General features: G+C 71.3%; 13 protein-coding genes and 4 tRNA genes. 3 read left to right on the top strand and 14 right to left on the bottom strand.

Features of this window, described 5'->3' with window-relative positions; translation table 11 throughout:
• The 9 genes from MNZ29_RS19305 to dnaK all read right to left on the bottom strand — a co-directional run.
• Positions 1-125, bottom strand: a 125-nt coding sequence (locus MNZ29_RS19305; RefSeq protein ID WP_242356372.1) for a GTP-binding protein, incomplete at its 3' end; no start/stop codon positions are given.
• 61 nt (positions 126-186) lie between these two features.
• Positions 187-262, bottom strand: a tRNA-Thr gene (locus MNZ29_RS19300).
• A 29-nt stretch (positions 263-291) separates the two neighbouring features.
• A tRNA-Gly gene (locus tag MNZ29_RS19295) sits at positions 292-367 on the bottom strand.
• A gap of 41 nt (positions 368-408) precedes the next feature.
• Positions 409-491 (bottom strand) — tRNA-Tyr (locus tag MNZ29_RS19290).
• Between the two features lie 41 nt (positions 492-532).
• A tRNA-Thr gene (locus tag MNZ29_RS19285) sits at positions 533-608 on the bottom strand.
• A gap of 135 nt (positions 609-743) precedes the next feature.
• Positions 744-1,481, bottom strand: coding sequence for a 23S rRNA (guanosine(2251)-2'-O)-methyltransferase RlmB (gene rlmB / locus MNZ29_RS19280; protein WP_242356370.1), 738 nt, complete (start codon positions 1,479-1,481; stop codon positions 744-746).
• A gap of 55 nt (positions 1,482-1,536) precedes the next feature.
• Positions 1,537-1,959 carry a hypothetical protein gene (locus MNZ29_RS19275; protein WP_242356368.1) on the bottom strand — a complete coding sequence of 141 codons (423 nt, stop codon included), beginning with the start codon at positions 1,957-1,959 and terminating at the stop codon, positions 1,537-1,539.
• 73 nt (positions 1,960-2,032) lie between these two features.
• The gene (locus MNZ29_RS19270; protein WP_242356366.1) at positions 2,033-2,971 is read right to left on the bottom strand and encodes a RimK family alpha-L-glutamate ligase; all 939 of its coding nucleotides are present in this window, start codon (positions 2,969-2,971) and stop codon (positions 2,033-2,035) included.
• Positions 2,972-3,192: 221 nt separating this feature from the next.
• Complete coding sequence (gene dnaK / locus MNZ29_RS19265; protein ID WP_242356364.1) at positions 3,193-5,094, bottom strand: molecular chaperone DnaK; 1,902 nt, start codon at positions 5,092-5,094, stop codon at positions 3,193-3,195.
• Positions 5,095-5,354: 260 nt separating this feature from the next.
• Here dnaK and MNZ29_RS19260 point away from each other — a divergent pair, with 260 nt between their 5' ends.
• Positions 5,355-6,422, top strand: coding sequence for a diacylglycerol kinase family protein (locus MNZ29_RS19260; RefSeq protein WP_242356362.1), 1,068 nt, complete (start codon positions 5,355-5,357; stop codon positions 6,420-6,422).
• Positions 6,423-6,447: 25 nt separating this feature from the next.
• Here the strand turns inward: MNZ29_RS19260 and MNZ29_RS19255 are convergent, their stop codons facing one another.
• Positions 6,448-8,487 (bottom strand): ATP-binding protein, encoded by a 2,040-nt coding sequence (locus MNZ29_RS19255; protein ID WP_242356361.1) that lies wholly within the window; start codon positions 8,485-8,487, stop codon positions 6,448-6,450.
• A gap of 588 nt (positions 8,488-9,075) precedes the next feature.
• Here MNZ29_RS19255 and MNZ29_RS19250 point away from each other — a divergent pair.
• Both MNZ29_RS19250 and MNZ29_RS19245 read left to right on the top strand, forming a co-directional pair.
• Positions 9,076-14,436, top strand: coding sequence for a HAMP domain-containing protein (locus MNZ29_RS19250; protein WP_374110826.1), 5,361 nt, complete (start codon positions 9,076-9,078; stop codon positions 14,434-14,436).
• 8 nt (positions 14,437-14,444) lie between these two features.
• On the top strand, positions 14,445-15,038 hold the full coding sequence (locus MNZ29_RS19245; protein ID WP_242356359.1) for a hypothetical protein: 594 nt from the start codon (positions 14,445-14,447) through the stop codon (positions 15,036-15,038).
• A gap of 19 nt (positions 15,039-15,057) precedes the next feature.
• Here MNZ29_RS19245 and MNZ29_RS19240 read toward each other — a convergent pair whose 3' ends face one another.
• From MNZ29_RS19240 to MNZ29_RS19225, 4 genes are all read right to left on the bottom strand, one after another.
• The gene (locus tag MNZ29_RS19240; protein WP_242340515.1) at positions 15,058-15,345 is read right to left on the bottom strand and encodes a DUF493 domain-containing protein; all 288 of its coding nucleotides are present in this window, start codon (positions 15,343-15,345) and stop codon (positions 15,058-15,060) included.
• Between the two features lie 113 nt (positions 15,346-15,458).
• A complete protein-coding gene (locus MNZ29_RS19235) occupies positions 15,459-16,784 on the bottom strand; it encodes a PhoH family protein (protein WP_242340514.1) in 1,326 nt (441 codons plus the stop codon).
• A gap of 92 nt (positions 16,785-16,876) precedes the next feature.
• Positions 16,877-19,156 carry a diguanylate cyclase gene (locus tag MNZ29_RS19230; RefSeq protein ID WP_242340513.1) on the bottom strand — a complete coding sequence of 760 codons (2,280 nt, stop codon included), beginning with the start codon at positions 19,154-19,156 and terminating at the stop codon, positions 16,877-16,879.
• Positions 19,153-19,458 (bottom strand): septum formation initiator family protein, encoded by a 306-nt coding sequence (locus MNZ29_RS19225; RefSeq protein ID WP_242340512.1) that lies wholly within the window; start codon positions 19,456-19,458, stop codon positions 19,153-19,155. Before MNZ29_RS19225 ends, MNZ29_RS19230 begins: the two co-directional genes overlap by 4 nt.
• Between the last annotated feature and the right edge of the window lie 181 nt (positions 19,459-19,639).

Here is a 19,639-nt window from a genome sequence, read left to right as displayed (position 1 = left end):
GCGCGGCCCTTCGTCGCGCAGTACTTCGTGATGGCGGCCGTCAGCGTCGTCTTGCCGTGGTCGACGTGACCGATCGTCCCCACGTTCACGTGCGGCTTGCTGCGCTCGAACTTCTCCTTGCCCATGATTCGCTCCTGCTGTGGGTGCCGTTGGCGCGAGCAGCCTCCGATGCGCGCCGTCTGAGATTGGAGCCCTCGTCCAGGATTGAACTGGAGACCTCGTCCTTACCAAGGACGCGCTCTACCGACTGAGCTACGAGGGCAACCTGAATTCGTCGATCCGACCTCTCACTGGAGCGGGAAACGGGATTCGAACCCGCGACATTCAGCTTGGAAGGCTGACGCTCTACCAACTGAGCTATTCCCGCAAGGTTTTTGGCGAATCCCTTCTCGAGAGGATGACTGACTGTGGAGGGGGGTGGATTCGAACCACCGAAGGCGTAAGCCGGCAGATTTACAGTCTGCTCCCTTTGGCCGCTCGGGAACCCCTCCAGAAACCACCGTGTTTCACCTCGCGTCGACCCCACTGCTCCTGGAGCTGGCGGTGGGATTCGAACCCGCGACCTGCTGCTTACAAGGCAGCTGCTCTACCGACTGAGCTACGCCAGCAAGATCCTTCCGGAACTCGCCGCGGTTCGCCGGTGCGCTCCTGCCGGCGATCCGCCCCGTGCTGCGTGGAGCGGTGCCTTTTAGATGACCTCCCAGGGCTTGTCAAGGCCGCATGTCGCTGGACGAAACGAGCAGCTACCCGCCCCGCTGGCGCGCGGTCTCGTAGAGCGCGACGGCCGCCGACGCCGAGACCGAGAGGCTGTCCAGGTCCCCCGACATGGGGATCCGCGCGGCGTGGTCGCAGGTCTTGCGGACGAGCGGCCGGAGCCCCTCCCCCTCGCTGCCCAGCACGAGGGCGATCGGACCTCTCAGATCGAGCTCCGCGAGCGGTCGTTCGCCGTCGGCCGCGAGGGCGACCGACCAGACGCCCTCCTGCTGGAGCGACTCGATGGTCTTGGCCACGTTCGTGACACGCGCGACCGGGCAACGTTCCACCGCACCCGCCGAGGTCTTCGCGACCACCGGCGTCACGCCGACGGCGCGGTCCTTCGGGATCACGACGCCATGTGCGCCGAGGGCATGAGCGGAGCGGATGATCGCACCGAGGTTGTGGGGATCCTCGACGCCGTCGAGCACGACGAGGAGCGGCGCGCGCCCGCTCGCCCTCGCCGCCGCGAGGATGTCCTCGAGCGTGGCGTACTGGAAGTCGGCCACGACGGCGACCACTCCCTGGTGGCGGTCGCTGCCGGCGAGCCGGTCCAGCTTCGGCCGGGGAGCGGTCCGCACCTTCGCACCGGCCGCGCGGCCGAGCCGCTCGAGCTCGGCGAAGGCGGCGCCGCGCGAGCCGCCCTCGGCGAGCCAGAGCTCCGAGAGCCCCTCCCCTCCGGCGCGCAGCACCTCCCGCACCGGGTTCAGGCCGTAGACGACGCGCATGGGCGGGCGCTCCCGGGGCGCACGCCGGCGCTCGGCCGGCGGACGCGCCGGGTCCTCACTTCACGTTCACGGCGACGGCGACGTCGCGGGTCTGCTTCACGCACCACTGGTCGGAGCAGATGAAGAAGTCGAGCTTCGCCTTCGCCTCCTGCTTGCCGGCGGCGCTCGCGACGAAGGGGACCTCGAAGCGGGGCGCCTCGGCCTTGGGGTCCTGGGCGTCCTTGTGGCCGAGGGAGGTCTTCGCGAGCGTGAGCCCCCGCGCCTCGAGCGTGATCTTGAGCGGCGCCTGCGGGTGGACGTGCACCTTCTCGAGCGGGACGATGGCGAGGACGAGCGTCCCCTTCCCGCCGGCCTTCACCTCGGTGGTCGAGCCCTGCGTGTCGATGCGGTAGCTCCTGGCCGCGTCGGCCGCGGGATCCGCGGCGCGGGCGAGCGGAGCGGCGGCGACGAGGACGACTGCGACGAGGGCGCGGATCATGCGGGCTCCTTGCGGGATGCGACCGCTCTCATACCAGGGACGGCAGGCAGCGGCCATGCATTCAAGCCGGCGCTCACACGGCGCGGCCGCGCACCGCGCGGCGCGGCGCCCGCTCCCGGGGTGCGGGGCGACGCGTCGCGGCGGCGAGCGCGACGGCGCGGTCGACGATCTTACCGGCCGCGTCCACGCCGCACGCCGTCTCCGCCTCCTTGATCGAGGGCGAGCTGTTCACCTCGAACACGCGCGGCACGCCCTTCGCCTCGAGCATGTCCACGGCGCAGACCTCGAGCTTCAGCACCCTCGCCGCCTCCACCGCCGTCCGCGCGTACGCGGGCGGGAGCTCCACCGGCTCGAACCGCGCGCCGCGCCGCAGGCTCCGGGCGAGCCGCCCGACCGGCGGGCTCCGCCGCATCGTCGCGACCACCTCGCCGCCCACGACGAGCACGCGCAGGTCGCGCCCCTTGGCGCCGCGGAGGTACTGCTGCACGACGATGTTCTGGCCGAGGCCGAGGATCGCCTCGAGCGCCGCCTCGAGCGACTGCATGCTCTCGCAGATCATGACGCCGCTCTTCTCGTTGACCGAGAGGAGCTTCACGAGCACGGGGACGCCGCCGACCACCCGCACCATCTCCTTGATCCCCGAGGGATCGCTCGCCATGACCGTGCGCGGCACCGGAACGCCGCTCGCGGCGAGGAGCTGGAGGCTGCGCATCTTGTTGCGGCTCGCCGCGATGCCCCAGGCGCCGTTCAGCGAGGGGACGCCGAGGAGCTCGAGCTGGTTCACGACGGCGAGGCCGTACTGGTGGATGGAGAGGCCGATGCGCGGCACGACCACGTCCGTCGGGGGGAAGCGGCGGCGCCGCCAGTAGAGCGCCGGGGCGTCTCCCCCGAGCCCCATCTGCACGTCGAGGGGGTCGACCACGCGCGTCGAGAGCCCGCGCGCGCGGGCGGCCTCGACGATCCGGCGGGTGGTGTAGATGGCGGTCGAGCGGGAGAGGACGGTGAGGTGCACGGCGCGGATGGTAAGGCAGCGGCGCGGGCGGCGCACGATCCCGGGCCCGCGGAGTCGCGATCTCGCTCCTCTCGCCCTCGGCGCACGGAGCGGCCGCCGCGGCCTCGCCGCGCCCGGTGCGCCTCGCGCCGCCCCGTCCCCCCGGAAAGAGGAGCGGGGCCGCCCGCGCGAGCGGACGGCCCCGTGATGACGCTCGGCCCCGCGGGAGCGGGACCCGCCGGTCAGACCTGCTTGAACTCGGCGTCGACGACGTTGTCCTTCTGCTTCTCCTCGCCGGCCGGCGCGCCCTCCTGCGGGCCGGCGCCACCGGGCGCGGCCCCCGGGCCGGCGGTCTTGTACAGCTCCTCCGCCGCCTTGTGGCTCGCGCGCTCGAGGCGATCCATCGCCGCCTTCACCTCGTCGGCGCTGCCCTTCTCCCGGACCTTGTGGACCTCCCCGACGGCGTCCTCGACCTCCTTGACGACGTCGGCCGGGAGCTTGTCCTTGTTGTCCTTGAGCAGCTTCTCCATCTGGTAGGCGAGGTTCTCGGCGCGGTTGCGCTGCTCGATCTCCTCGCGGCGCTTCTTGTCCTCCGCCTCGTGCGAGTGGGCGTCGGCGACCATCTTCTCCACCTCGTCCTTCGCGAGGCCCGAGGAGTGGCTGATGGTGATCTTCGTCTCCTTGCCGGTGCCCTTGTCCTTGGCGGAGACGTTGAGGATGCCGTTCGCGTCGATGTCGAACGTCACCTCGATCTGAGGCATCCCGCGCGGCGCCGGCGGGATGCCCTCGAGGTGGAAGCGCCCGAGGGTGCGGTTGTCCCGCGCCATCTCGCGCTCGCCCTGGAGCACGTGGATCTCGACCGAGGTCTGGCTGTCGGAGGCGGTGGAGAACACCTCGGAGCGCTTCGCCGGGATGGTCGTGTTCCGCTCGATGAGGCGCGTCATCACGCCGCCGAGCGTCTCGACGCCGAGCGAGAGCGGCGTGACGTCGAGGAGCAGGATGTCCTTCACCTCGCCGGAGAGGACGCCCGCCTGCACCGCGGCGCCGATGGCGACGACCTCGTCCGGGTTCACGGACCGGTTCGGATCCTTGCCGAAGAGCTTCTTCACCCGCTCGGTGATGGCCGGCATGCGGGTCTGGCCGCCGACGAGGACCACCTCGTCGATCTGCTCGGGCGAGAGCTTCGCGTCGGCGAGGGCCTTGCGGGTCGGCTCGACCGAGCGCTCGATGAGGTCCTCGACCATCTGCTCGAGCTTGGCGCGCGAGAGCTTGATGGACAGGTGCTTCGGGCCCGTCTGGTCGGCGGTGAGGAACGGCAGGTTGATCTCGGTCTCCATCATCGAGGAGAGCTCGATCTTCGCCTTCTCCGCCGCCTCCTTCAGGCGCTGGAGCACCATCTTGTCCTTCGACACGTCGATGCCGGTGTCCTTGCGGAACTCGGCGATGAGCCAGTCGATGACCTTCTGGTCGAGGTTGTCGCCGCCGAGGTGGGTGTCGCCGTTCGTGGCGAGCACCTCGACGACGTTCTCGCCGACCTCGAGGATCGAGATGTCGAAGGTGCCGCCGCCGAAGTCGTAGACGGCGATCTTCTCGTTCTTCTTGCGGTCGAGGCCGTAGGCGAGCGCGGCGGCGGTGGGCTCGTTCACGATGCGCCGGACGTTCAGCCCGGCGATCTCGCCCGCGTCCTTGGTGGCCTGGCGCTGGGAGTCGTTGAAGTAGGCCGGGACGGTGATGACGGCGTCCGTCACCTTCTCGCCGAGGTAGTTCTCCGCGGCCCGCTTCAGCTTGAGGAGCACCTGGGCGCTGATCTCGGGCGGCGAGTACTGCTTCGCGTCGACCTGGATGCGCGCGTCGCCGTTCGGCCCCTCCACCACGTGGTACGGGACGCGCTTCATCTCGTCCTGCACCTCGGAGAACCGGCGCCCCATGAACCGCTTGATGGAGTAGACGGTCTTCTCCGGGTTCGTGATCGCCTGGCGCTTCGCCACCTGGCCGACGAGCCGCTCCCCTTCCTTCGTATAGGCGACCACGCTCGGGGTGAGGCGGGAGCCTTCCTCGTTGGTGATGACGACGGCGTCCTTGCCTTCCATCACTGCGACGACGGAGTTCGTCGTGCCGAGGTCGATGCCGATGATCTTGGCCATGCTCTGAGAGTCCTCCTGGACGGGGGGCAACGTAAGGCCGCGAACCTCCCTGTCAAACGCCGCTCCCGGCGATTTTGGTGCGTAGCCCGCTACGCGGTCCGCCACCTGGGCGACGCGCCGCGCGGCCCCCCTGGGCGAGGCCAGGCGAGCCGCAAGTCCCCGTTTTGCCGGAGATTCGCGGCGGTGACGCGGCGTGGCACCGCGCTTGCTCGAAATCGCGACATCCGCGTCACATCCTCGCCGGGGTCACGATGCTTCGAATGGTCAGCGCCGAGCGGTACCCGTTCCTCCCCGAGTACCCGGTCGCCGAGCCGGGCGCCGAGGTCGCGGTCCTGCTCAACGCCAACGCGAAGCAGGTGAACGCCGAGGTCCGGCGCGCCCTGTCGCGCGTCGTCCCCGGCGAGCACCTCTACCTGTCCCGCAGCCAGGACGAGGCCGTCGAGATCGCCGAGGAGGTGGTCGCGCGCCGCTACGCGACCGTCTTCACGGGCGGCGGGGACGGGACGTTCGTCGCGTGGGTGAACCGCATCCTCGAGAGCGCCGAGCGGCGCGCGGCCCGCCCGCCGCGCTTCGGCGTGCTGGCGCTCGGGACCGGCAACGCCGTCGCCGAGATGGTGGGCGCGACGCCGCGCCGGCACGCCCAGGATCTCGCGCGCTTCCTGCGCGGCGACATCGGCGGGGTACGCCGCCTCGACCTCCTCACCTGCGCCGGCCGCCGTACCCCGTTCGCGGGCGTGGGCGTCGACGCCGCGGTGGTGAACGACTACTACTGGATCCGCGATCGCCTGGCGGGCACCCCGCTCCGGAAGCTCGGGCTCGGCGCGTCGGGCTACGGCCTCGCGGTGGCGCTCCGCTCCGCGCCCCGCTACCTGCTCGAGCGGCGCCCGGCGTACTGCGAGATCGTGAACGCCGGCCGCGCCGCCTGGCGGCTCGACGCCCGGGGCGAGCGCATCGGTCGCCCCATCGCGCACGGCGAGCTCCTCCACGCGGGCCCCTGCATGATGGCGGCCGCGAGCACCGTCCCCTACTACGGCCTGGGGCTGCGGGCGTTCCCCTACGCCGACCGCGCGCCGGGCATGATGCAGCTCCGGGTCGCGACCTCGATCGGCGTCCCGACGGTGCTCATGAACCTGCCGAGCATCTGGTCGGGCGAGTTCGCGCACGCGGGCCTGCTCGACTTCCACGCGGATCGGGTGGCGCTGCGGTTCGAGCGCCCGATGCCGCTCCAGGTCGGCGGCGACGCCGAGGGCTGGCGCGACGAGCTCACCTTCGGCATGGCGGCGAACCCGGTCGAGATCGTCGACTTCGGCCCGCGCGCGGCCGCCTGAGCCGCTCGCCGCCGGGGCGGCGGCGTCACCGCGCCGGCTGGAGCGGCAGGCGGACCGTGAACACCGACCCCTCGCCGAGCCGGCTCTCGACGGCGATCGTCCCGCCGTGAGCCTCGACGATGCGCCGCGTGATGTAGAGCCCGAGCCCGAGCCCGCCGTGCGCGCGCGAGTTCGTGCCCTTGTGGTAGCGCTCGAAGACGCGGGAGAGATCCTCGGCCGCGATCCCGATGCCGTGGTCGGCGACGACGACCACCGCCTCGGCGGCGTCGCGCCCGAGCTCGACCGAGACCGGGCCCTGCCCGCCGTAGCGCACCGCGTTCGACACGAGGTTCGTGAGCACCTGGTCGAGCTTCAGCCGATCCCAGCTCCCCTCCAGCGCCGGCGCGACCCTGAGCTCGAGCCGCCGGCCGCCGCGCGCGAGCTCGTCCCTGAAGCGGCCCGCCACGTCGGAGACGAGCTCGCCGAGCTCGATGGGCTCGCGGTCCACCTCGAGACGCCCGGCGTGGAGGCGCGTCACGTCGAGCAGGTTGGCGACGAGGCGGGTCATCCGGTCCACCTGCCGCGCGCACGTCGCGAGCCGCTCGAGGAGCGTGCCGCGCCGCGGTCCCTCCGGGAGCTCGGAGAGCCCGCGCTGCAGCGCCTTCATCTGGAGGTGCAGCGGCGTGAGGGGCGTGCGCAGCTCGTGGGACGCGATGGAGATGAACTCGTCACGCACGCTCACCGCGTGCTGCGCGCTGCGGTGCACGAGGGCGTGGTCGAGGGCCTGCGCGGCGCGACGCCCGAGCTCCTCCGCGAGGCGCAGCTCGCGCGCGGTGTCGCGGCGTGCGCCCGCGAGGAACCGGATGGACCCCACCACCCGATCCCGGCCCCGGAGCGCCACCGAGACGAGCCGCATCGGTCGCTCGCCGAGGAGCCCGTGCGCGCGCTCCGCCGCCGCGGCCGGCAGGAGCGGCCGGAGGTCCTCGCGAACCTCGGCGTGCCCATCCTCCCTCGGCGGGGGAAGCGGGGCCGCGCGCACCAGCGCGCGGAGCGCCTCGATCCGTCCGGGATCGCGGTGGGCGACCGCCAGGATCGCGGGGAGATCGTCGACCGCCTCGACCTGGACCACCGCCGCGTCGGCGATGAACGGCACGCCGAGCCGGGCGGCCGTGTCCGCGGTGGTGGCGAGGTCGAGCGACTCCGCCAGGGCGGCCCCCGACCGATCGAGGAACTCGAGCGCCTCCTCGGCCAGGCGGGCGTCCGTGACGTCGACGGAGAAGCCGCGCACCTCGAAGCGCCCCTCCTCCTCGGCGGGGACGACCCGGAGGTCGGTCTCGAAGCGGAGCGTGCGCCCGTCCGCGTGGACGAGGCCGTGCTCCAGCGCGGCGCCCTGCTCGCCCGGCGAGAGGTCGCGGAGGGCGGCGAGCAGCCGGGCGCGGTCCTCCTGCGCCACGAGCGCATGCCAGGACTCCGGCCCGGCCGTCCACTGCTCGACGGGGTGGCCGATGATCGCCCCGGCGCTCGGGCTCACGAACGTGCAGGCGAGCGTCTGGGGATCGATCGTCCAGACGATCGCGTGGCTGATCCCGTCGATGAGCCGCCGATACCGCTCCTGGGCGGCGCGCTCGCGCCGGAGGTTCCTGAGCTCGAGCTGCGCGACGGCGCGCTGCCGCTCGCGCTTCTCCTGCTCCGCGAGGAGCGCCGCCTGCCGGACGACCTCCTGCTTGGCCCGGTGAAGCTCCACGAAGGCGGCCACCTTGGCGCGGAGCACGTCCGGGTCGATGGGCTTCAGGAGGTAGTCGATGGCCCCTGCGTCGTAGCCGCGCGCCACGTAGCGCTGCTCGTCGCTCATGGCGGTGACGAACACGATCGGGATCGTCCGGGTCCGCTCGTTCGCGCGGACGAGGCGCGCCGTCTCGATGCCATCGAGCTGCGGCATCTGCACGTCCATGAGGATGAGCGCGCAGTCCTCGTGCAACAGGAAGCGCAGCGCGTCCGCGCCGGAGCGGGCCTTCACCAGCTCGTACGCGGGGTTGCGCAGCACCGACTCGATCGCGAGCAGGTTCTCCGCGCGATCGTCGACCACGAGGATCTTGACCGGCGGGGGCGACGCCGCCTGTGCGTCACGCCGCCCGGCGGATGCTGCGTCTTCTCGATCGCGGGGGTCTGCCGTCAGGGTGAGCTCGTTCGTCGACGCCGACATCGCGGGTTCTGTGGAATCTAGTGCCCCGGCGCGTCATTCAATGACGAAACCGGTGGGGCGGGTGAGCGCCGACCGGTGGGGTACCAAGGATCTGGGGTCGAGGGGATGAACCATCATGGGGGCCGGAAGGTTCCCGACGCTTAGATGGTTCGCGGCCCATGGGATGCTCGAGGGCTCCTTTCGCGCGCTTCCCGACAGGACGACACGCACATGCCGAAGAACACGACCACCCGCTCGCACGCCCGCCCTCGCCGTCGCGCCGACGACGGCCTCCAGGATCTGCGCCCAGCGGAGCGCCCAGGCGCACCCCTCGACGGCGCGCGGGGAGCGCGCGCGGGGTCGGTCCAGGGGGGCGCCCTCGAGGCGCGGGGGATCGCGCGGGGGAAGAACGCCGCCGCGGCGCCCGCTCGCTCGCCACGGGATGGGGCGGTCGCACGCCCGGCAGCAGGGCGTCCGCGCGACGAGGGCGGCGTGCGGACCGAGGAGCTGACCGAGTGGGACCTCCTCTCGCGCGCGAGCCAGGACGAGGTCGAGCAGCTCGTCGACGTGCTGAAGGCCGTCAAGGCGGGCGACTTCTCCGTACGCCTCCCGTACCGCCGCGAGGGGATCCTCTCGCGCGCGGGCGAGGTCCTGAACGACATCCTGCAGCTCAACGAGCACGTCTCGAGCGAGCTCCTGCGCGTCGCGAAGATCGTCGGGCAGGAGGGCAAGATGACGGAGCGCGCGTCCGTCGGTCCGGCGAAGGGCGCCTGGGCCGCCGGCATGAGCGCCGTGAACCAGCTCATCGGCGACCTCGTCGCGCCGACCAACGAGGTCGCGCGCGTCATCACCGCCGTCGCGAAGGGCGACCTGTCGCAGAAGATGTCGCTCGACATCGAGGGCCGGCCCGTCCGCGGGGAGTTCCTCCGCATCGGCACGACGGTGAACTCGATGGTCGATCAGCTGAACTCGTTCGCGGCGGAGGTGACGCGCGTCGCGAAGGAGGTCGGCAACGAGGGGAAGCTCGGCGGCCAGGCCGACGTGAAGGGCGTCAGCGGCACCTGGAAGGACCTCACCGACAACGTGAACGGCCTCGCCGCGAACCTCACGGCGCAGGTCCGCAACATCGCCAAGGTCACGACCGCCGTCGCGCAGGGCGACCTCTCCCAGAAGATCACCGTCGACGCGAAGGGCGAGATCCTCGAGCTCAAGAACACCATCAACGTGATGGTGGACCAGCTCCAGTCGTTCGCGGCGGAGGTGACGCGCGTCGCGAAGGAGGTCGGCAACGAGGGGAAGCTCGGCGGCCAGGCCGACGTGAAGGGCGTCAGCGGCACCTGGAAGGACCTCACCGACAACGTGAACGGCCTCGCCGCGAACCTCACGGCGCAGGTCCGCAACATCGCCAAGGTCACGACGGCCGTCGCGAACGGCGACCTCTCCCAGAAGATCACCGTGGACGCCCGCGGCGAGATCTACGAGCTCAAGAACACCATCAACACGATGGTGGACACGCTCCGCTCGTTCGCCGCGGAGGTGACCCGCGTCGCGAAGGAGGTCGGCACGGAGGGCAAGCTCGGCGGCCAGGCCGACGTGAAGGGCGTCGCCGGCACCTGGAAGGACCTCACCGACAACGTCAACACGATGGCGTCGAACCTGACCGTCCAGCTGCGCGACGTGTCCAAGGTCGCGATCGCCATCGCCCACGGCGACCTGACGCAGAAGATCACGGTCGACGTGAAGGGCGAGATCCTCCAGATCAAGGACGTCATCAACAAGATGGTGGACCAGCTGAACTCGTTCGCCGCGGAGGTGACCCGCGTCGCGAAGGAGGTCGGCACGGAGGGCAAGCTCGGCGGCCAGGCCAACGTCCGCGGCGTGTCGGGGACGTGGAAGGACCTCACCGACAACGTGAACGCGATGGCGTCGAACCTGACCGTCCAGCTGCGCGACGTCTCGAAGGTGGCGACCGCGATCGCGAACGGCGACCTCGGCCAGAAGATCACGGTCGACGTGAAGGGCGAGATCCTCCAGATCAAGGACGTCTTCAACAAGATGGTGGACCAGCTGAACTCGTTCGCCGCGGAGGTCACCCGCGTCGCGCGCGAGGTCGGCACGGAGGGCAAGCTCGGCGGCCAGGCGGAGGTCCGCGGCGTCAGCGGCACCTGGAAGGACCTCACCGACAACGTGAACGGCCTCGCCGCGAACCTCACGGCGCAGGTCCGCAACATCGCCAAGGTCACCACCGCCGTCGCGAACGGCGACCTGTCGCAGAAGATCACGGTCGACGCCCGCGGCGAGATCTTCGAGCTCAAGACCACGATCAACACCATGGTCGATCAGCTCCGCTCGTTCGCCGCGGAGGTGACCCGCGTCGCGAAGGAGGTCGGCACGGAGGGCAAGCTCGGCGGCCAGGCCGAGGTCCGCGGCGTCAGCGGCACCTGGAAGGACCTCACCGACAACGTGAACGGCCTCGCCGCGAACCTCACGGCGCAGGTCCGCAACATCGCCAAGGTCACCACCGCAGTCGCCCGCGGCGACCTCTCCCAGAAGATCACCGTCGAGGCGAAGGGCGAGATCCTCGAGCTCAAGAACACCATCAACGTGATGGTGGACCAGCTGAACTCGTTCGCCGCCGAGGTGACCCGCGTCGCGAAGGAGGTCGGCACGGAGGGCAAGCTCGGCGGCCAGGCCGACGTGAAGGGCGTCAGCGGCACCTGGAAGGACCTCACCGACAACGTGAACGGCCTCGCCGCGAACCTCACGACGCAGGTCCGCAACATCGCCAAGGTCACGACCGCCGTCGCCCGCGGCGACCTCTCCCAGAAGATCACCGTCGAGGCGAAGGGCGAGATCCTCGAGCTCAAGAACACCATCAACGTGATGGTGGACCAGCTGAACTCGTTCGCCGCCGAGGTGACCCGCGTCGCGAAGGAGGTCGGCACGGAGGGCAAGCTCGGCGGCCAGGCCGAGGTCCGCGGCGTGAGCGGCACCTGGAAGGACCTCACCGACAACGTGAACGCGATGGCCTCCAACCTGACCGTCCAGCTGCGCGACGTGTCCAAGGTGGCGACCGCGATCGCGAACGGCGACCTGACGCAGAAGATCACGGTCGACGTGAAGGGCGAGATCCTCCAGATCAAGGACGTCATCAACAAGATGGTGGACCAGCTGAACTCGTTCGCCGCGGAGGTGACCCGCGTCGCGCGCGAGGTCGGCACGGAGGGGAAGCTCGGCGGTCAGGCCAACGTGCGAGGCGTGTCCGGCACGTGGAAGGACCTCACCGACAACGTGAACTTCATGGCGTCGAACCTCACGACGCAGGTGCGCGGCATCATCAAGGTCGTGACGGCGATCGCGAACGGCGACCTGTCGCAGAAGTTCGTGCTGGAGGCGAAGGGCGAGGTCGCGGCGCTCGCCGAGACCATCAACTCCATGACCGACACGCTGCGCACCTTCGCGGATCAGGTGTCGACGGTGGCGCGCGAGGTCGGCGTGGAGGGGAAGCTGGGCGCGCAGGCCCGGGTGCCCGGCGTCGCCGGCACCTGGAAGGACCTCACCGACAACGTGAACTTCATGGCGTCGAACCTCACGACGCAGGTGCGCGGCATCGTCAAGGTCGTCACGGCCGTCGCGAACGGAGACCTGTCGCAGAAGTTCGTGCTGGAGGCCAAGGGCGAGGTCGCGGCGCTCGCCGAGACCATCAACTCGATGACCGACACGCTCCGCATCTTCGCGGACGAGGTGACGGGCGTCGCGCGCGAGGTCGGCATCGAGGGGAAGCTCGGCGGCCAGGCCAAGGTGCCCGGCGCCGCCGGCACCTGGCGCGACCTCACCGACAACGTGAACCAGCTCGCCGGCAACCTGACGTCCCAGGTGCGCGCCATCGCGGAGGTCTCGACCGCGGTGACGAAGGGGGACCTCACCCGGTCGATCACGGTCGAGGCCCAGGGCGAGGTGGCCGCCCTGAAGGACAACATCAACCAGATGATCTCCACCCTCAAGGAGACCACGCAGAAGAACACCGAGCAGGACTGGCTGAAGACGAACCTCGCGAACTTCTCCAACATGATGCAGGGGCAGCGGAACATCGTGTCCGTGGCCCAGGCGATCGTGTCGAAGCTCACGCCGCTCGTGAACGCCTCGCACGGCGCCTTCTTCCTCATGGAGCGCGACGAGGCGAAGGGCGAGCCGCTCCTGAACCTCATCGCGAGCTACGGCTTCGGCGGGCGGAAGGCCCTCGCGTCCTCGTACCGCCTGCGCGAGACGCTCATCGGGCAGTGCGCGTTCGAGAAGAAGCGCATCCTCCTCAGGCGCGTCCCGCGGGACTTCATCTACATCGCGACGGGGATGGGCGAGGCGCCGCCGCGCTGCGTGGTGGTCCTGCCGGTCCTCTTCGAGGGCGAGACGAAGGCGGTGATCGAGCTCGCCGCGTTCGAGGAGTTCAGCCCGAACCACCTCGCCTTCTTCGATCAGCTGATGGAGAACATCGGCGTCATCCTCAACATGATCGGCTCGAGCATGCGCACCGAGGAGCTGCTGCAGGAGCTCAAGCGGTCCAACGCGGAGCTCGAGGCGCAGGCGGGGGAGCTGAACGAGAAGGCGAAGCTGCTCGAGCAGAAGAACAGCGAGGTCGAGCTCGCGAGCCGCAGCCTGGAGGAGAAGGCCGAGCAGCTCCAGCTCATCTCCAAGTACAAGTCGGAGTTCCTCGCGAACATGTCGCACGAGCTCCGCACGCCGCTCAACAGCCTGCTCATCCTCTCGAAGATGCTCGCCGAGAACAAGGAGGGGAACCTCACGCCGGAGCAGGTGAAGTTCGCGAGCACGGTGTACACGTCGGGCAACGAGCTGCTCGGGCTCATCAACGAGATCCTCGATCTCTCCAAGGTCGAGGCGGGCAAGATGCAGATCGACGCCCGCGAGTCGCGCGTCGAGACGGTCCGCGAGTACCTCGAGCAGAACTTCCGGCACGTCGCCGAGCAGAAGGCGCTCACCTTCTCCGTCACGGTCGATCCCGCCCTGCCGCGGACGATCTTCACGGACGTGACGCGCCTGCAGCAGATCCTGAAGAACCTGCTCTCGAACGCGGTGAAGTTCACCTCGCGGGGGTCGGTCACCGTCACCCTGAGCGCGCCGGGCCCCGAGGTCGCCGGCGAGGCGATCGCCTTCGCCGTCTCGGACACGGGCATCGGCATCCCCAAGGAGAAGCAGAAGCTCATCTTCGAGGCCTTCCAGCAGGCGGACGGCACCACGAGCCGCAAGTACGGCGGCACGGGGCTCGGCCTCACCATCAGCCGGGAGATCGCGCGGCTCCTGGGGGGGACGATCCAGGTCGAGAGCGAGCCGGGCGTCGGCAGCACCTTCACGCTCGTCCTGCCGGTGCGCTACGCGGGGGCGGACGCGGCCCCGCGGCCGCCGGTGAGCGTGGAGGAGGACCTCAACGTGAACCCCCTGCCGCCCGAGGCCGACTTCTCCGGCCGGACGGTGCTCCTCGCGGACGACGACATCCGGAACGTGTTCGCGATCAACAGCGTGCTCGAGGCCCGCCGGATGCGCGTCATCCACGCCGAGAACGGGCGCGAGGCGATCCGCCTCCTCGGCGAGAACCCCGCGGTGGATCTCGTCCTCATGGACACGATGATGCCGGAGATGGACGGGCTCACCGCCATCCAGGAGATCCGGAAGGTGGCGCAGCACCGCGATCTGCCCATCATCTCGCTCACCGCGAAGGCCATGAAGGGCGACCGGGAGAAGGCGATCGAGGCGGGGGCCTCCGACTACGTGGCGAAGCCCGTGGACCCCGACCGCCTGCTCGCGGTGATGCACGGCTGGCTCCGGCGGGGGGACGCGTGACGAAGACCGTGAAGAAGCCCCTCTCCCCGCTCGTCGCGGCCGCGACGGCGCTCGAGGCGGAGCTCGAGCGCATCGCGAGCGTCGCCCGCGAGGCGCAGCGGCTGCCGCTCGACTCGCAGCGGAACGTGGAGCGCACGGCGGAGAAGCTCGCCGAGCTCGGCGCGGTGGACGCGAAGCTCGGACCGCTCGTGCAGGAGCTCATGAGCGCGGTGAGCGCGCTCGTGCAGGGCCAGCACGATCAGGCGGTGGCGCTCGCCGCGCGGGCCGAGGAGGTCCGCGCTCGCCGCGAGGTGCTGCGCGAGCTCCTCGGCCGCTACGCCGGCCTCGGCCGCGACGCCCAGGAGCTGAACGCGATGGTCCAGGCGTTCGCGAGCGGCGCGCAGCCGGGCGCGGGCGGCGCCGAGCCCCCCTCGTTCGACGCGGTCCGCGAGACCATGACGCGCCTCATCGGCGACGCCGAGGCCGTGGCGCGCGCCTCGGTGGAGCAGGGGTTCGAGGACCTCTCGCGCCAGGCGGACGGCCTGCGCCAGCAGCTGCTCTCGGCCCGGAACAAGCTGAACCTGCTCGACGCGCGCGCGGAGCGGGCGGGCCCGCCGCAGTGACGGCGCCGCGGCGCCGCGCTCACAGGTAGTAAACGACCCGCTCGTCCTCCCAGAGGATCTGGTAGACCGCGCGCCGCTGCTCCTCGGAGTCCAGGCGAACGGCGACCGAGACGGAGTGGTACTTGCCGCCCGCGCTCGCGCGGACGCGCACGCCCTCCGGCGGCGCGTCGGCGACGATCCGCGCCACCAGGCGGCGCGCGTACTCCGCGAAGTCGTCGGCGGCGTGCCCCATGATCTTGAAGGTGTAGTCGAGCGGGTAGTCGAGCGCCGGCGCCGGCACGTCCCGCGTTCCTGAGCCGTCCTGCATGCCCGTAGCCTAGCGAGCGGCGGACGCCGAGGCCACCCGGGACGAATGCGCCGGCGCGCGTCCGGCGAGCGGCTCGCCAGGCAGGCTCGCGGAGGGCGCGGCGAGCGGCCTCGTCACAGCAAGTTCGCCGCGAGCTCCGCGAGCGGGCTCCGCTCGCCCTTCGACATCGTGATGTGCCCGGCGAGACGCTCGCTCTTGAACCGGTTCACCACGTGGATGAGGCCGTTGTTCGTCTGATCGACGTACGGGTTGTCGATCTGGTAGGGGTCGCCGGTGAGGACGATCTTCGTCCCGTCGCCCACGCGCGTGATGATCGTCTTCACCTCGTGCGGGGTCAGGTTCTGCGCCTCGTCGACGATGATGAACTGGTTCGGGATCGATCGGCCGCGGATGTAGGTGAGCGGCTCGATCTCCAGGATCCCGAGATCGAGGAGCTCGTGGTAGCCGCGGCCGGCCTTCTTCTCCGAGCGCGACAGGTTCATGAGGTACTCGACGTTGTCGAAGATCGGCTGCATCCAGGGGTTCAGCTTCTCCTCGACCGAGCCCGGCAGGTAGCCGATGTCCCGCCCGAGCGGGAAGATGGGCCGCGACACGAGGAGCTTCTGGTAGACGCCGTCCTCCATCGTCTTCTGCAGCCCCGCCGCGATGGCGAGCAGCGTCTTGCCGGTGCCCGCCTTCCCGACGATGGTCACGAGCCGGATGTCGTCGTTGAGGAGCAGATCGAGGGCGAAGGACTGCTCCTTGTTGCGCGGGCGGATCCCCCAGACGCCCTCCTTCGGCGTCTTGATGAGCTGCACGAACGCCTGCCGCGGGGCGCTGTACTTGCCGACCGCGGAGTGCTGGGGGTTCGCGCGATCCCGCAGGACGACGAACTCGTTCGGCGGAGGCGGGTCCCCCTCCGGCTGCCACGCGAGCGCGCCGTCGCCGTAGAACTCGTTCACGGCCTCCGACGACACCTCCACGTCGGCGACGCCGCTCCACAGCTCGTCGAGCTCGACCCCCTCGACGTCGTAGTCCTCCGCGTGGAGCCCGAGCGCGTCCGCGCGGATCCGGAGGTTCGTGTCCTTGGTGACGAACACGGTGGGGACGCCGCGATCGCGGTCGAGCAGCTCGAGGGCGACGGCGAGGATCTTGTCGTCGACCGAGTGCCCGTCGACGGCCACCGTGGGCGGCAGCTTCCGCTCGGCGACGAGCACGCGGATGTGTCCCTTGCCGTCGCCGATCGACACGCCCTCGCGCAGCTTCCCCTGCACGCGGAACTCGTCGAGGTACCGGGACACCTGGCGCGCGTTGCGGCCGAGCGTCGAGAGATCGCGCTTGAAGTTGTCGATCTCCTCGATGACGTAGATCGGGATGATGACGTCGTTGTCGCCGAACCCGAAGATGCTGCGCGGATCGTGGAGCAGGACGTTGGTGTCGAGGACGAAGTTCTTTTTCAAGCCTGGCCGGCCCCCCGCGGCATCCGCCTCGCGCCGCAGCGGCAGTGTAACCCGGTGCGGGGTCGAGCGGCCACCGGTCGAGGGCGCCGCCGCTACCCCGCCGCGCGCCGGGGCGCACCGATCGCGGCGGCGAGGACGGTCTGGTTCCGGCCGTGGCGCTTCGCGTGGTAAAGGCACGCGTCCGCCCGCTCGACGAGCTCCGGCTTCTTCGCGCCGTCCTCGGGCCAGGTGGCCACGCCCAGCGACATCGTGACGCGCAGCGGGCCCTGCTCCGTCTGGAACGTCACGGCCGCGAGGCGCTCCCGGATCCGCTCGGCGATGACCCCTGCGCCGGGCCCGTCCGTCCCTGGCATGACGATCGCGAACTCCTCGCCGCCGTAGCGCGCCACCACGTCGGTCTGGCGCGCCTCGCCCGCGAGCACGCGCGCGACCCCGCGCAGCACCTCGTCGCCGACCGGGTGCCCGTAGGTGTCGTTCACCGACTTGAAGTGGTCGACGTCGCACAGCAGGAGCGACAGGCGCTGGCCGCCGCGGGCCGCGAGCGCGAGGTGCTCGTCGAGCCGCGCCTGGAACGTGCGGTGGTTCGTGAGCCCGGTGAGGCCGTCGGTGGTGGCGAGCCGCTCGGCCTCCTCGTAGAGGCGGGCGCGCAGGATGGACTGGGCCGCCGCCCCGCCCACCACCAGCAGCTGGTGCATCTTGTCCTTCGCCGGCGCGCGGTCGTCGCGCGGACCGCCGGCGAGCGCGACCGTGCCGAGGACCTCGTCGCCCACGCGGAGCGGCACGACCCGCACCCAGCCGACGCCCTTGAGCGGCGTGGACGCGTCGAGCAGCGTCTGGCGCGAGAAGTCCGCGCTCTGCGCCGGCAGGGGCGAGTTCACCTCGACCACCTTCTGGACGAGCCCGTCGCCCGGCCCGAACCGCCTGCCCTCGATCGCCTTCCAGCGCTCTCCGTGGACGGCCACGACGCGGTGCACGCGCCCCCCGTCGCTCCGCTCGACGAGCGTCGCCGCCGCGAAGGCGAGCGGCACGAGCTCACCCGCGACCTGGACGATCTCCCGGCACACGTCCTCGGGCTTCTGGGTGCGGTTCAGGCGCTCGATCGCCTCGTAGAACCGCTCCTTCTCGTCCCGGGTGCTCTTGATGTCGACCATCACGCGCTCGGCCTCGAGCGCGCGGAAGATCTCCGCGCACAGCGTCTGGACGAGCTTCTCGTCCTCGTCGGAGAACGGGATGGGCTCGCTTCGGTCCGCGACGATCACGCCGCGCACGTGCCCGCCGCGGCGGTCGATGAGCGGCACGACCACGAGCGCGCCGGGCCGGGCCCCGTCCTCGTAGTAGGTCGCCACCTTGACCTCGCCGTGGAGCCGGATCGAGGTCCGGCGCACGATCGCCGCGCCGAGGGCGCCCTCGCGGGCCGAGACGGTGCGCGCGACGGAGTCGCTCGCGGTCCGGCACTCGCGGAGCTGGAGCCGCTCGCCCGCGTCGTCGACGAGGTACACCGCGCAGGTGCGGCTGCGGAGCGCGACCTCCGCGACCTCGAGCGCGCCGCGCATCGCGTTCTCGACCTCCAGCACCGAGGCCGCCGTCCAGCGCCCGTCGCCGTCGACCGCGGGCGCGGCCGTGCCGGAGGCCGTGAGCCGGAACTCGCGCGCGCGCTGCTCGAGCTCCTTCACCCGGCGCTCCACCGCCCGCTCCTCGGCGCGCCTCGACGAGCCCACCTGCGCCGCCAGCACCGCGTGGTAGAGCACCGCGAACAGCGTGACGAACCCGGCGCGCACGACGGCGGAGGGGAGCTCGTCGGCGTGACCCCCGCGCCCGAGCCACACGAGCAGCTCGAGCGCGACCGCCAGCACGACGAGCGCGAGCCCGATCTGCCGCGCCAGGAACGCGACCAGGAAGGCCATCACGAGGTAGATGAGCGGCTGGAGCGGCGAGTCCAGGTGACCGGCGCTCGCGGTCTGCGCCATCGCGTGGGCGGCCACGACGAAGAGCGCGCCGAGCTCGAGCTGCTCGCGCAAGGTCGCGGCCTCGCCGGCGGCGGCCCGGGCGGTGCGCCGCCACACGCCGGCCCCGAGGGCCAGGGCGAGCGCCGCCGTGCCGGCGGTCTGGGGCCAGCCCGGCGCGGCGGCGTCGAACGCGCCGAGCACGACGAGCGCCCCCGTGCCGACGGTCACCGCCGGAGTCAGGCTGCGCACCAGGAGGCGCCCGGCGCGGCGGCGGGCGGGCGCACCGAAGGTCCCCCCGTCGCTGAAGAGCGCCGCGTAGAGGCGAACGAGCAGTGGCCGCGGGCGCTGCAGCGCGAGCCGGCGCCGGACGGTCGGCGTGGCGCCGATGGGGGCTCGCTGCGCCGCGCCGGGCGGCGGGCCGGTCATGGCCCGGCCTCCCGGCCCTGGCCCACCCAGTAGACGCGCTCACCGGGCCGCACGAAGCGGAGCTCCTCGCGCGCGGCGCGCTCGAGCGCGGACGCGTCCGTGCGCAGCGCGTGGACCTCGCGCGCGAGCCGTGCGTTCTCGGCGGCGAGCCGCGCGTTCTCGTCCTCCATGCGCCTGGCGTCCGCGTCCAGCCGCACGTACCTGCGGATCCCGTCGGGATCGACGGCGGACACCGCCCCGAGCAGCGCGAGCGCGCCGACGAACGCCCTCCAACCCCAGAGTCGGCCGCGTCTCCCGGACATCCGCTCCGGACGCTAGCAGCGGCGGCCGCGCCGTCCAGAAATCGACCGGTAGCGCCCGGGGAGACGACCCGCCCCCACACATGTTCGAACGGGGGACTGCGTCCCCCGCCCCGCCGAGCGAAGCTCGACGGGGCCCCACCCCCTGCTCGGCGGGGCCCGTGAACCTGCGCGCCCGCGTTCG

Origin of the sequence: Anaeromyxobacter sp. SG64 (assembly GCF_022690745.1) — a bacterium.
Classification (GTDB): domain Bacteria; phylum Myxococcota; class Myxococcia; order Myxococcales; family Anaeromyxobacteraceae; genus Anaeromyxobacter; species Anaeromyxobacter soli.
Note: the sequence above shows the minus strand (reverse complement) of the source record. Positions and strands in the feature narration are given on the sequence as shown.

Coding starts and splice junctions, on each gene's coding strand:
- rlmB (WP_242356370.1), bottom strand. CDS start 1,481: ATGCGCGTCGTCTACGGCCTGAACCCGGTGCGGGAGGTGCTGCGCGCC.
- MNZ29_RS19275 (WP_242356368.1), bottom strand. CDS start 1,959: ATGATCCGCGCCCTCGTCGCAGTCGTCCTCGTCGCCGCCGCTCCGCTC.
- dnaK (WP_242356364.1), bottom strand. CDS start 5,094: ATGGCCAAGATCATCGGCATCGACCTCGGCACGACGAACTCCGTCGTC.
- MNZ29_RS19260 (WP_242356362.1), top strand. CDS start 5,355: ATGGTCAGCGCCGAGCGGTACCCGTTCCTCCCCGAGTACCCGGTCGCC.
- MNZ29_RS19240 (WP_242340515.1), bottom strand. CDS start 15,345: ATGCAGGACGGCTCAGGAACGCGGGACGTGCCGGCGCCGGCGCTCGAC.
- MNZ29_RS19230 (WP_242340513.1), bottom strand. CDS start 19,156: ATGACCGGCCCGCCGCCCGGCGCGGCGCAGCGAGCCCCCATCGGCGCC.
- MNZ29_RS19225 (WP_242340512.1), bottom strand. CDS start 19,458: ATGTCCGGGAGACGCGGCCGACTCTGGGGTTGGAGGGCGTTCGTCGGC.